At 49.1% G+C, this 12,616-nt stretch carries 11 protein-coding genes and 1 pseudogene; 11 read left to right on the top strand and 1 reads right to left on the bottom strand.

What is annotated here, in order from left to right:
• The first annotated feature begins 6 nt into the window (after positions 1 to 6).
• Positions 7 to 837: a DUF4097 family beta strand repeat-containing protein gene (locus KNP03_RS06520; protein WP_214827037.1), complete on the top strand. Its 831-nt coding sequence runs from the start codon at positions 7 to 9 to the stop codon at positions 835 to 837.
• Positions 834 to 1,772, top strand: a complete 939-nt coding sequence (locus KNP03_RS06515; RefSeq protein ID WP_214827034.1) for an FUSC family protein — start codon at positions 834 to 836, stop codon at positions 1,770 to 1,772. Before KNP03_RS06520 ends, KNP03_RS06515 begins: the two co-directional genes overlap by 4 nt.
• Positions 1,773 to 1,802: 30 nt before the next feature.
• Here the strand turns inward: KNP03_RS06515 and KNP03_RS06510 are convergent, their stop codons facing one another.
• Positions 1,803 to 3,491, bottom strand: coding sequence for an Rqc2 family fibronectin-binding protein (locus KNP03_RS06510; RefSeq protein WP_214827031.1), 1,689 nt, complete (start codon positions 3,489 to 3,491; stop codon positions 1,803 to 1,805).
• Positions 3,492 to 3,623: 132 nt separating this feature from the next.
• Between KNP03_RS06510 and gmk the strand changes: the two genes are divergently transcribed.
• The 9 genes and pseudogenes from gmk to KNP03_RS06470 all read left to right on the top strand — a co-directional run bounded on the left by gmk (position 3,624) and on the right by KNP03_RS06470 (position 12,611).
• Positions 3,624 to 4,271: a guanylate kinase gene (gmk, locus tag KNP03_RS06505; RefSeq protein ID WP_214827028.1), complete on the top strand. Its 648-nt coding sequence runs from the start codon at positions 3,624 to 3,626 to the stop codon at positions 4,269 to 4,271.
• Positions 4,271 to 4,480 (top strand): DNA-directed RNA polymerase subunit omega, encoded by a 210-nt coding sequence (gene rpoZ, locus KNP03_RS06500; RefSeq protein ID WP_214827025.1) that lies wholly within the window; start codon positions 4,271 to 4,273, stop codon positions 4,478 to 4,480. Before gmk ends, rpoZ begins: the two co-directional genes overlap by 1 nt.
• 58 nt (positions 4,481 to 4,538) lie before the next feature.
• Positions 4,539 to 5,729: a bifunctional phosphopantothenoylcysteine decarboxylase/phosphopantothenate--cysteine ligase CoaBC gene (coaBC, locus tag KNP03_RS06495; protein ID WP_214827023.1), complete on the top strand. Its 1,191-nt coding sequence runs from the start codon at positions 4,539 to 4,541 to the stop codon at positions 5,727 to 5,729.
• A complete protein-coding gene (priA, locus tag KNP03_RS06490) occupies positions 5,726 to 8,050 on the top strand; it encodes a primosomal protein N' (RefSeq protein ID WP_214827020.1) in 2,325 nt (774 codons plus the stop codon). Before coaBC ends, priA begins: the two co-directional genes overlap by 4 nt.
• An 11-nt stretch (positions 8,051 to 8,061) precedes the next feature.
• Positions 8,062 to 8,493 (top strand): annotated as a pseudogene (def, locus tag KNP03_RS13510) (peptide deformylase); the annotation flags it as partial.
• Complete coding sequence (gene fmt / locus KNP03_RS06485; protein WP_338082724.1) at positions 8,473 to 9,462, top strand: methionyl-tRNA formyltransferase; 990 nt, start codon at positions 8,473 to 8,475, stop codon at positions 9,460 to 9,462. The pseudogene def and the gene fmt, both read left to right, overlap by 21 nt.
• Positions 9,449 to 10,780 carry a 16S rRNA (cytosine(967)-C(5))-methyltransferase RsmB gene (rsmB, locus tag KNP03_RS06480; RefSeq protein WP_214827014.1) on the top strand — a complete coding sequence of 444 codons (1,332 nt, stop codon included), beginning with the start codon at positions 9,449 to 9,451 and terminating at the stop codon, positions 10,778 to 10,780. Before fmt ends, rsmB begins: the two co-directional genes overlap by 14 nt.
• Before the next feature lie 2 nt (positions 10,781 to 10,782).
• Entirely contained in the window at positions 10,783 to 11,868 is a 1,086-nt protein-coding gene (rlmN, locus tag KNP03_RS06475) for a dual-specificity RNA methyltransferase RlmN (RefSeq protein WP_214827011.1), read from the top strand.
• An 8-nt stretch (positions 11,869 to 11,876) separates the two neighbouring features.
• Complete coding sequence (locus KNP03_RS06470) at positions 11,877 to 12,611, top strand: Stp1/IreP family PP2C-type Ser/Thr phosphatase (protein WP_214827008.1); 735 nt, start codon at positions 11,877 to 11,879, stop codon at positions 12,609 to 12,611.
• Positions 12,612 to 12,616 lie beyond the last annotated feature (5 nt).

Here is a 12,616-nt window from a genome sequence, read left to right as displayed (position 1 = left end):
AGTCTTATGGCGTATTCAAGAACAAAAGAAAAATCATGGAGTGCCCGTTTCAAAGCCGTTCCGGGACATCGAAAACTTGCCTTTGGTCTCGTCTTTACCGTGATCCCTGTCTTATTTTTTGTGAATTTATTTGTATTCAGTCACTTGTTGGCGCTAGGGGATCGATATGAAGACCGTTATCAGATGAAGAAGTTGCGTCTTGAGACGAGTCACGGGAACGTAGAATTTGTACGTAGTCCGAACGAGAAAGTTCAAATCGAGGTACTGCAGACGAATTCGAAAGAACGACGAATCAAAGTGAAGGCGGTCGGCGATACGATGTACGTCGTCGAACGTTACGGTTGGTCGAGTTATTTCGGAAGTCGGGCCAGTACACAACCGTCACGGTATAAATTACGTGTATATTTACCGAGTTCGATGACCTCGATTCATTTAGAGGCGGAGCAAGTGACCGGACAAGGACTCAGTGCAAAAACCATTGTCCTGGATGCGAACGCGGTCAACGTGAAAAAAGTAGACAGTGACCGGCTGCGTGTGGAAACGAAAAGTGATACGACGATTGAATCGGCCCGATTCGTGACCGGTACAATCCGCTCGTATCGTCACGCCACGGTACGGGACGTCGTCGTCAATCAAGCGATGACGATTCAAACGGAGGCCGGCACATTAAGTTATGAACCACGTCATGCTACCGGTCAAGTCAATGTAGCCACTGCGGGAAAAGTTTCAAGTTCGGATCGTTATGAAGAAATCGAACCTGGAGTTTACCAACTGTCGACATCGAATCGACCGGTCGTTGACTTGATTTCTGAGACAGGAAAGGTCGAATTGAAATGAACGTGAAGCGCTATATCCCCAAAGTTGGTTTGCGCACGCTGAAGACCGGGATTGCCGTGTCGATCACCGTCGCCATCTCGTGGTACGTATTTGGAATCTATTCGGGTATGGGAGCAATCGCAGCAGTCGTCGCGATGCAACCGACGGTCAAACGTTCTTCTAAAATTGTCTTCAGTCGTATTTTTGGAACGATTGTCGGACTCATGTGCGGACTGTTCATCGTCTATCTGTTCGGTGTCAATCCGATCTCGATCGGGTTGGCTGTCATCGTCGCCCTGACACTCAATACAACATTCGATAAAACGCACATGTCAACGTATGCCGCGTTTGCGATTGTGATGATGCTCGAGAGTCCTACGTCGGACTTCTTCCATTATGCATGGACGAGGTCGCTTTTGACGGCCGTTGGTGTGTTCGTCTCGTTAGGCGTCAACTATGCCTTCATGCCGCCCCGTTATGAAGACCGGCTGTTAAATGAGATTCGAAAGACGTCCTCTTACATGTTTCATCACTGGCGGGAACTTGTCGGGTCTCCGGCTGAACTGTTAGAGACACGGGCCCGAATCCTGAATCATCAGGAATTGCATATGATGCTCCAGGAAGACATGAAAGTGACGAACGTCAAATTAAAGCATTTGACGATCAAACAGTATCGACTATTGATCCACCTTGAAGACAAGCTCGTATTACTCCTCGAAAGCCTTGCCGAACACCGTGAGGCACTGCTTATGATGAGCGAGGAAGAACGGCAGACGTTTGAAGCGGAGTTTCTATTTTTATTAGCCCATCATCACGATATTCTTTATACATGCGACAAGCCGTATTCGTTATTCAAGCTTCCGCATGAAGATTTATCTGTTTCTGAAATTTTACATGGGCATCTACTCGATTATCATGAACAGCTCGAAGCATTTAAACATCAACCGAAATCATAAACCCCGCGTGCACATCACGCGGGGTTTTGGTCATTGCTGCAGTTGTTTGACGAGTTGTTCGTCCGGTGTGACATAGATTGTCTGTTGGTCCGTATAGATGACGAAACCTGGTTTTGCTCCACTCGGTTTTTTCACAAAGCGGGCTTTCGTATAGTCGACCGGCACCCCGCTTGAGGCACGTGCTTTTGAGAAATAAGCGGCGACGGTCGCGGCTTCTTTTAAGGTCGTCTCGTCCGGTTCGGTCGAACGGATGATGACGTGAGAGCCGGGGATCTCTTTCACGTGAAGCCAAATCTCATCACGGCGTGCGAATTTGAACGTCAAATAATCGTTTTGCGTATTGTTCTTCCCGACGAAAAATTCGGTGCCGGTGGAAGAAGTATACGCTTCAAGCGAGATTTTTGTGCTCGCTTTTTTCTTTTGACGTTTTTGACGAATATAGCCTTGTTCGGCGAGTTCTTCACGAATCTCTAAAATATCGGCAGGTGAGGCGACGTCGAGTTGGGCGATCAAGGTTTCCAAGTATTCGATTTCCGCCTCGTTCAACTCGAGTTGCTTTTTCACTTCAACCTTCGCGACTTTCAGTTTGTTATATTTTTTATAGTATTGTTGCGCGTTCTCATTCGGTGTTTTGAGCGGATCGAGCGGGATGTCGAGGGTGCGCCCTTCTTCATCGTAGTAATCAACGACAGTTGCGACACGCATTCCTTTTTCGAGCTGGAACAGGTAGGTCGTCAACAACTCACCATATTTCTGAAGCTCGTCGGCACGATCTGTTGCTTGTAAGTCCTCGTTCAAACGTTTACGTTTCAGCTGATTCTTTTCAAGCTCAGACTTCAACAGACGTTCGACGTCGTGAGCTTGTTGCCGTACCCGGTCGCGGTTCGCCTTCTCATAGAAAAACCGGTCGAGCACTTCTTTACTCGAGTCGTACGTTTCTTCGTGTGCAATGTCACCAGTCGTGAGAACAAGCGGGGCGAAGCGTTCTTTTCCGTTTTCGAGTCGTTGGAACACATACGGTCCGGTTAACTGTTCAAGCACTTCCTTGAATGCAACCTGTAAGGAGGTGCGATTTGGTAATTTGGCCCGGTGCACGATTTCCTGAGCGATTTGAGGACTGAGACCGGCAAATGTCGCCACGAGCTGTTTGTCTAAGCCCCCGGCGTTCCAGTCAATTCGTTTTAAGCCTTCTTCCATCTCTGTGAGCGGGTCGGCTTTATGTTGAGCGGGCGGGAGTAAATAGTCACTGCCCGGCATGATGGTCCGATAGGTGTTTTGAGAAGGCGGGAGGTGCTTGATGGCATCTAAAATTTTCCCGTCTTCGTTCGTCAAAATGACGTTGGAATGACGGCCCATCAATTCCACGTATAGTTTCTTCTGTTCTTCGTCGCCGAGCTCGTTACGTGAGCGGACAGAGAACACGATGACGCGGTCCCGTCCGATTTGCTCGACCGCCGTAATAAATCCGCCCTCTAAATGTTTACGGAGCATCATACAAAACATCGGAGGTTCCTGCGGGTTTTTGGTCGGTGTATCCGTCAGTTGCAGGCGGGCATACATCGCATTTGCAGATACGAGCAATTGCGCGTTCTGTCGGTTCGAACGGATTTGAAAGAGCAAGTCGAGTGCATAAGGCTGGTGTACCTTATTGATCCGTCCGCCGACGAGCGTTTGTAGTTCTTTTACGACACGATATGTCATTAATCCATCATAAGCCAATTGATCTCATCACCTTTGTTCATTTTCTGTCTCTACGTTATCAGAAAAACGGAAAATATGGTACGATGGAGTAGGAAAACCGAACTTCTTCTTGCCGTAACAATTGATTGACTGCTATTATAATTAAATGTGATGTTAGAAGATGGAGGGCTTGCAGTGAATTTTAAAGAACGAGGACTATTGATCGTCTTATCTGGACCAAGCGGTGTCGGAAAAGGGACCGTTTGTCGTGCTCTTCGTGAAGAAGAGAACAACAACCTTCAATATTCTGTGTCGGCAACGACGCGGAAGCCGCGTGAAGGCGAAGTTGAAGGCGTACATTACTTCTTTAAATCTAGAGAAGAATTCGAGGATATGATTAAACATAATCAACTGCTCGAGCATGCCGAGTTCGTCGGTAATTATTACGGAACACCGGTAGAGTGGGTAAAAGAAACGCTCGAAAGTGGTCAGGATGTCATTCTTGAAATTGAGGTGCAAGGAGCGTTCCAAGTAAAAGAACTTCTCCCGGAAGCCGTCTTTTTATTCTTGGCACCACCTAGCCTTCAAGAACTCCGCAACCGCTTGATTGGTCGCGGAACAGAATCAGAAGAAGTCATCAAGCAACGCCTTCTTGTCGCGCGCGAAGAGATTGAGTTGATGGACGCATATGATTACGTTGTCACAAACGACGAAGTCGATAAAGCCATCGATCGAATCAAAGCGATCGTGACAGCTGAGCATTGTAAACGTGAACGTGTTGCGTCACTCTATAAAAAAGCCATGATGGAGGTCATTTAATGTTATATCCTTCGATTGATGCCTTACAACGTACTATCCCGTCAAAATATACGATCGTCACGGTCGCTGCAAAACGGGCGCGTCAGATTCAAGATGGAAAAGCACCAAAAATCGCCGAGCCAAAATCATATAAGCCGGTCGGTCAAGCGTTAGAAGAACTATTTTCGGGTGATACGACAATCATCGTGAACGAAAAGAACAACGGATGAATTGTGACCCAAGTCGTTTGCGACTTGGGTCTCATTGTCTATAAGGGGGAGTTTGGGAATGGTGAAGGATCGACAGATTTTATTGTGTGTGAGTGGCGGAATCGCTGCGTATAAAGCGTGCGCGCTCACATCAAAACTGGTTCAAGCCGGAGCGAACGTGCGCGTGGCGATGACAAAATCGGCAGAACAGTTCGTGGGTCAGGCGACCTTCCAGGCGCTCAGTCGAAATCCGGTCTATACGGATGTGTTTGAAGAACATGACCCGACAAAAATCGCACATATTGATGTTGTCGACTCAAGTGATTTGATTGTCGTGGCGCCAGCAACGGCGAACATCATCGCGAAATTGGCAAACGGGATCGCGGATGATTTTATCACAACATCGATTTTAGCGGCGAAGTGTCCGGTCATCGTTTCGCCGGCGATGAACGTCAACATGTTAGAGCATCCGGCGACACAACGGAATATCGAAACGTTAAAATCATACGGTTATCAGTTGATCGAGCCCGGTGTCGGGAATTTGGCATGCGGCTGGATCGGTGGGGGGCGCTTGCCTGAACCGGAAGACCTGGTCCGCATCATTGAAAGCCAATTTATGCCGAAGCTCTACCTCGGAAAACGTGTGCTGATCACAGCAGGTCCGACCGTCGAACGCATTGATCCGGTCCGTTACTTATCAAACGACTCTTCCGGTAAGATGGGGGTCGCCCTTGCGGAAGTGGCACGTGACATGGGGGCGAATGTGACACTCGTCCACGGTCCGCTCCAAGTATCCGTCCCTGATGGAGTGAACGCCGTCCCAGTCATGTCGAGTGAAGAAATGTTTGAGCAGGTGCTCGCCCATTTCCCTGAACAGGATCTTGTCATCAAGTCGGCAGCGGTGGCGGATTATCGTCCGAAGTCCGTATATGCCGAAAAACATAAAAAAATTCATGGACAACTCACGATTGAACTTGAAGAGACGACAGACATTTTGAAAGCGCTCGGCGAAAAGAAGACGCATCAAGTGTTAGTCGGCTTCGCTGCGGAGACGGAACGGCTTGAAGAACATGCGGTTGCCAAATTGAAACGGAAAAACGTCGATTTTCTTGTAGCCAACGATGTGTCGAACAGTGAAATCGGCTTCCGCTCAAATGACAACGAAGTGACCTTGTTCCGGGCAAACGGGTCTTCTGTTGAATTTCCGAAACAAACAAAAAAACAGTTGGCGTTCGAGTTGCTCACTTATTTTAAGGAAGAAATCCGATGATTGCGCACGTCCATGTCGATGCACCGGTCATCACAATCGATCGACCATTTGATTATGAGGTCCCGAAACAGTTCGAAGCGTTGATCGAACCGGGGATGCGTGTCTCGGTCCCGTTCGGTTCGAGACGGCTTCTCGGGATTGTCGTCGGAACATCAGATGAAACGAGAGAAGGGTTGAAGCCACTCGAAGCCCTGCTCGATGAGGAATCTTCTTTCACAGAGGAACTGCTCGAATTATCGATTCATATTAAAGAAACGACGCTCTGCTTTCGGTCTTCCGCTTTGCTTGCGATGCTGCCGGCTGCGCTGAAAGTCAGTTACGACAAGGAAATCAAGGGAGATGCGCTCCCAGAAGGGGTACGGGCGGGAACACACTTGTCCGAATATCCAAAAGACGTCCAATCGACGATTCTTAGCCTTGCCAAGCGAGGCGAACTGACGCTGTCTCCGGTCTTGAAAGAGAAGAAGACAGTAAAAACGGATCTCGTCGTTGAACTGCTGGATGCCTCCGTCGTACCAAAGCGTGCCAAAAAACAGCTTGAGGCGGTTCAGACGTTAGAAGAAACGCCACGGATGTTTTGGTCGTCCTTACGTCAGATGGGATTGACTAGACCCCAACTTTCCAAGATGGAAGAATTGGGTGCAGTCCGCGTGACGGAAGTCGAGTTAAATCGTGACCCGTATGCTACGATTGAACAAGTGAATGAGTCGGTTCAATTGAACGAGAGTCAGGCTGCTGCGGTGCAGGCAATCGATGAAGCGGAGGCTGGTGAGACACTACTCGTCCACGGAGTAACGGGGAGCGGCAAGACAGAAGTATACCTGGAAGCGATCGGACGGGTGATCGATGAAGGTAAACAGGCGATTTTACTCGTACCCGAGATCAGTCTGACTCCGATGATGGTCAAACGATTTAAACGTCGATTCGGCGATCGTGTGGCCGTACTTCATAGTGCCCTGTCTAAAGGTGAGAAGTACGACGAGTGGCGGAAGATCAAACGACGAGAAGTCGATGTCGTAGTGGGTGCCCGTTCGGCCATCTTTGCTCCACTCGAGCGGATCGGTCTGATGATTTTGGACGAAGAACACGAGACGACCTATAAACAAGAAGAAAATCCACGATACCACGCCCGGGACGTCGCCATTTGGCGTGCCCGCTATCATGGATGTCCGGTCGTCCTCGGGAGTGCGACACCGTCCCTTGAGTCTTACGCCCGTGCCCAGAAGGGTGTGTATCGCTATCTGCATTTGAAAGAGCGCTACGGAGGCGAGATGCCGCCGGTTCATATTATTGACATGCGCCGTGAGCTCGCAAAGGGAAACACGACGATGTTCTCAGAAGATTTATTCAATGGGATCGTCGACCGGATCGAGAAAAAAGAGCAGTGTGTCATCCTGTTGAACCGCCGCGGTTTCACAACGTTCGTCATGTGCCGTGATTGCGGAGAAGGATTGACATGCCCGCACTGTGCCGTCAACCTGACGTATCATCAATACGGTGAACGGTTGAAATGCCATTATTGCGGATACGAGATGGGGATGCCGTCGACTTGTCCGACGTGTAACAGCAAAAAAATCAAACAGTTCGGGACCGGTACGCAAAAAATCGAGACCGAGCTGTTGAACCGGATCCCTGAGGCGAGAATCATTCGAATGGACCAGGACACGACTTCTCGCAAAGGAGCGCATGAACAGTTACTCAAGCGTTTCGAAGAAGGCGAAGCGGATATTTTGCTTGGTACCCAAATGATTGCCAAAGGGCTCGATTTTCCAAATGTGACACTCGTTGGGGTGTTGGCAGCCGATGCGACGCTCGGGATGCCTGATTTCCGGGCGACCGAACGAACGTTTCAACTCGTTACGCAAGTGGCCGGCAGAGCGGGCAGAGGGAAGCTTCCGGGAGAGGCGTTCGTCCAAACATATAACCCGGACCATTACGTGATCGAGACGGCGAGTCAGCATGACTACGAGACGTTTTTCGCGAAAGAGATGCAACTCAGGCAAGTCGGGAATCACCCGCCGTACTGGTATGTGACGCTCGTGACGTTCGCTGCGGAAAGTCCGCTCGTTGCCAAAGCGGAGGCGGAAGTGTTCGCATCTGACTTTTTGAATGCACACGTTGAGCAGAGCCGGTTGGCCGGACCGATGCCGGCTCCACTTTCGAAATTGAAGAACCATTTCCGGTATCAGGTGTTCATCAAAACGAAGCAACCCGAACCGTTATATGAAGAGCTGGCGCGACTGCAACAAGCCCGTGCCAAAGCAATTAGCAAAAAAGAATATCAAATGAGTATCGATGTGAACCCATACGTATTCATGTGAGGTGGAAAGAAATGTATAAAGTAGTAGAAGTACCAAATGATATTTTACGTGTGACATGTGAACCTGTGACAAAATTTGATAAAAAATTGCGCCAAACAGTCGACCGTCTGTTCGATACGATGTACGAATATGACGGGGTCGGCGTCGCAGCACCGCAAGTCAATTTGAACCAGCGATTGGCCGTCGTGCATACAGACGATGAAACCGGTCCTCTCGTTTTAATCAACCCTGAGATTGTGGAGGCATCGGGTCACGAGGTCGGACTTGAAGGTTGTTTGAGTATTCCAGGCGAATTCGGCTTCGTTGAACGTCATGCCTCGATCGTTGTTAAAAACCAGGATTTAAAAGGACGGACGCATACGGTTAAAGCGAGCGGATTTTTCGCCCGGGCGATTCAACATGAGATGGATCATTTAGACGGTGTGCTCTTTACGGACAAATTAGCCGTACCGAACGCAGGGAAAGATAAACGGATCGTGTTCATGGGAACACCGACCTTCGCGGTATCTGTCCTTGAGCGTCTGCTGCAAGAAGGGTACAATGTCGTAGGTGTCGTTTCTCAACCGGATAAACCGGTTGGGCGAAAACGCGAGTTGAAACCGACCCCGGTCAAAGAATGTGCCCTCCGTCATGGAATTCAGGTGCTTCAACCGGAAAAAATTCGAACAGATTATCAAGCTGTCCTTGATTTAAATCCTGATTTGATTGTGACTGCGGCATACGGGCAAATCGTACCGACCGAACTGTTGGACGCACCCCCACACGGCGCAATCAATGTGCACGCCTCGCTTCTTCCAAAATACCGTGGTGGCGCACCGATTCACCAAGCCATCCTTGATGGAGAATCAGAGACGGGTGTAACCATCATGTATATGGTCGACAAACTCGATGCCGGTGATATGATTGCCAACACGATTGTGCCGATTGAAGAGACGGACACAGTCGGTACACTGTTCGATAAATTGGCGGAGGCAGGCAGTGACTTGCTCATTCGTACCCTGCCAGCATTTTTAGAAGGTTGGATTGAAGCGGTTCCGCAAGATGAGCGGGAAGTGACATTCGCTCCGAACATCAGCCGGGAACGTGAACAAATCGATTGGGCGAACGATGGGGAAGTCATCTATAATCATATTCGCGGGATGAATCCATTCCCGACCGCATATACCATCATGGACGGCGAACGAGTGAAACTGTTTATGAGTGAGAAAACGACAGGGACGGGCGAACCGGGAACCATCATTCGATTAGAAGAAGATGGATTTGTCGTCGCTACCGGGAATCATGTCGCCATTAAAGTGACGGATCTTCAACCTGCCGGTAAGAAACGAATGGATGGTGCTACATTTATGCGTGGTGCCGGGCAGAAGCTGACGGTCGGTGAACGATTAGGAGGAACACATGAACGTACGTGAAGCAGCACTAGACACGCTGATCAAAATCGAACAAGGCGGCGCATATTCGACGATCGCCGTGAATGATTTATTGAAACAAAAGAAACTGGCCGCAAAAGATACGGGACTCTACACGGAACTTGTGTACGGGACACTCAGTCATAAAGGGACGCTCGATTATATTTTAAAAGAGCGCATCCGCTCGCCGAAAAAGTTAGACAAATTCGTCCTTCCGTTGCTTCGAATGAGCGTCTATCAGCTATTCTATTTAGATAAAATTCCGGATCGGGCTGTTTTACATGAAGCAGTGGAGATTGCGAAAAAACGAGGACATCACGTGGGGACGAGTAAATTTGTCAATGGCGTGTTGCGAAACGTGATTCGTGAAGGGTTCCCTGACTTCAGTCATTTGACTGATGCCGAACGCATCTCGATTGAACACAGTCACCCCGAGTGGCTCGTTTCCGATTGGATTGAAACGTACGGTGTTGAGGCGACTGAAGCCATGTGTAAAATAAACAATGAACCGGCTCCCGTGACGGTACGGGTGAATCGGAAGCAGGTGACCGTAGAAGAGATGATGAATCGGTTGGCTGAGGAAGGTGTGATGACTTCCCGTTCGGAGTTGTCAGTCGATGGATTGGTCGTCGAATCCGGAAATGTCCACTCCACTTCCTTCATTGAGGACGGGTATTTGTCCGTCCAGGACGAAAGTTCGATGCTTGTTGCAGATGCGGTAGGCGTAAGTCCGGATGACCGTGTATTAGATGCGTGCGCAGCACCAGGCGGAAAAGCGATGCACACCGCAGAACGGATGAAAGACGGCACGTTGACGGCGCTCGACCTTCATCCGCACAAGGCCAAACTGATTGAACAACAAGCAAAACGATTACACATCGATGGAGTGACCGCACTTGCCCTTGATGCCCGTCTTGCCGGTGAACAGTTTGATCAGGAAAGTTTTGACCGCATCATTTTGGACGTCCCTTGCTCCGGACTCGGTGTCATCCGACGTAAACCGGATATTAAATGGACGAAAGATCGGGCTGCATTAGCCGGTCTTCCAAAGATTCAACGTCAAATCATCGATGCTGTATTGCCACTATTAAAACCAGGTGGTACGCTAGTTTACTCGACATGTACAATCGACCCGTCTGAAAATGAGGCGCAAGCGGATTATATCTTGTCAAAAGGACTGGAATGGGACGCGACACTTCGCGACCGCCTTCCGTCATCTGTCCGATCGATGGTGACATCGGAGCGTGCAGAACTCAAATTATTACCGACGACATTTGGTACCGACGGCTTCTATATTGCCGCATTTAAGAAAGAGGTATAAACATGAATCCAAAAGCAGTAGAAAAAAATCCTTTAATCGGCGCTAAGCCGTCACTCTATTCCCTTACATTCCCTGAACTCGAACAGTGGGTGGTCGAGGCAGGAGAAAAATCATTTCGTGCGAAACAATTATATGACTGGATGTACGTGAAGCGCGTGACGTCGTTTGATGACATGACGAACGTTCCGAAAGCACTCCGTGACAAACTCGACGCGTCGTTCCAATTGACGACGTTGAAGGAATTGGTCAAACAAGAATCACAAGACGGTACAATCAAATTCTTATTTGAACTTCAAGACGGTTATTCCATTGAAACGGTACTCATGCGTCATGAATACGGAAACTCGATTTGCGTCACGACACAAGTCGGCTGCCGCATCGGCTGTACGTTCTGTGCGTCTACGCTCGGCGGATTGAAACGAAACTTAGAAGCCGGTGAAATCACGGCACAAGTACTCGACGTTCAACGCGCGCTCGACGCGACAGGTGAACGTGTCGATTCAATCGTCGTTATGGGAATCGGCGAACCGTTCGATAACTATGATGAGTTGATGCGATTCTTGCGCACAGTCAACCACGATCACGGACTTAACATCGGGGCGCGCCACATTACCGTCTCGACGAGTGGAATCGTTCCGAAAATTTACAAGTTCGCAGATGAAGGGATGCGCATCAACTTTGCGATTTCACTTCACGCGCCGACGACTGAACTTCGTACACGCCTCATGCCAATCAACCGTGCCTTTAATTTGGATAAATTGATGGATGCAGTCCGTTATTACACGGAGAAGAGTGGACGACGAATCACATTTGAATATGGCTTGTTCGGTGGAGTGAACGATACGGAAGAGCATGCACATCAATTGGCTGACCTCTTGAAGGGGATTAAATGTCATGTCAACTTGATTCCAGTCAACCACGTACTTGAACGAGACTATGTGCGTACACCGAGAGCTCAAATCTTTGCCTTTGAAAAAGTGCTGAAAGACCGCAACGTCAATGTGACGATTCGTCGCGAACAAGGTTCGGACATTGATGCAGCATGCGGTCAGCTTCGAGCGAAGGAGCGCGAACAAGAAACGAGGTAACGAGAAAGATGGAATTTGCATTTCGAACAGATCGCGGGCGAGTGAGGACGCAAAATGAGGATGCCGTCTTGATCGTCGGGGATGAGCATGCCGGGATCGCCCTTGTTGCGGATGGAATGGGCGGACATGAAGCGGGAGAGGTCGCCAGTCAAATTGTCATTGAACAATTTCGGCGGGCGTTCCCGTCGCTTCCGTCGACGCCTTTAGAAATTGAGCAATGGTTTCGTGAGCAAATCAATCAAGCGAACGGACAAGTGCTAAATTTTTCCAAACAGGCCAACTTAATCATGATGGGAACTACGGTGGCCGGAATATGCTGGCATGGAGAGACGATTGTGATCGTCCATGTAGGCGACAGCCGGGTATATGCGCTTCAAAATGATGGCTTGAAACGATTGACTGAAGACCATTCCTACGTCAATGTATTAAAGCAATTAGGTGAGTTGACCGAGGAAGAGATGCGGGTCCATCCGAAACGGAATGTCATCACACGTGCCATCGGATCTAGTGAGCATGTCGAACCCGACATACAAGTGTTAGCCGATCCTGAATTCGATACGATGCTCATCTGTACAGATGGGTTGACGACACATTTGACAGATGAAGCGATTCGTGACGTCTTACAACGGTCTGCTACCGCTGACATGAAAGCGGATTGGTTAATAGAAGAAGCGAATCAATTGGGAGGGAGCGACAATGTAACCGTTGCCCTCGTTCAATTTACTGATAGAAAGAGAGGATGAATCCG

This window comes from Exiguobacterium algae (genome assembly GCF_018617875.1).
Taxonomy (GTDB): Bacteria; Bacillota; Bacilli; order Exiguobacteriales; family Exiguobacteriaceae; genus Exiguobacterium; species Exiguobacterium algae.
The sequence above is the reverse complement of the archived record's forward strand: the minus strand, read 5'-3'. Positions and strand labels throughout refer to the sequence as shown.

Excerpts from the sequence above, each read along its gene's own strand:
- KNP03_RS06520 (WP_214827037.1), top strand. The coding sequence starts at position 7 with ATGGCGTATTCAAGAACAAAAGAAAAATCATGGAGTGCCCGTTTCAAA.
- KNP03_RS06515 (WP_214827034.1), top strand. The coding sequence starts at position 834 with ATGAACGTGAAGCGCTATATCCCCAAAGTTGGTTTGCGCACGCTGAAG.
- gmk (WP_214827028.1), top strand. The coding sequence starts at position 3,624 with ATGTTAGAAGATGGAGGGCTTGCAGTGAATTTTAAAGAACGAGGACTA.
- rpoZ (WP_214827025.1), top strand. The coding sequence starts at position 4,271 with ATGTTATATCCTTCGATTGATGCCTTACAACGTACTATCCCGTCAAAA.
- coaBC (WP_214827023.1), top strand. The coding sequence starts at position 4,539 with ATGGTGAAGGATCGACAGATTTTATTGTGTGTGAGTGGCGGAATCGCT.
- priA (WP_214827020.1), top strand. The coding sequence starts at position 5,726 with ATGATTGCGCACGTCCATGTCGATGCACCGGTCATCACAATCGATCGA.
- rsmB (WP_214827014.1), top strand. The coding sequence starts at position 9,449 with ATGAACGTACGTGAAGCAGCACTAGACACGCTGATCAAAATCGAACAA.
- rlmN (WP_214827011.1), top strand. The coding sequence starts at position 10,783 with ATGAATCCAAAAGCAGTAGAAAAAAATCCTTTAATCGGCGCTAAGCCG.
- KNP03_RS06470 (WP_214827008.1), top strand. The coding sequence starts at position 11,877 with ATGGAATTTGCATTTCGAACAGATCGCGGGCGAGTGAGGACGCAAAAT.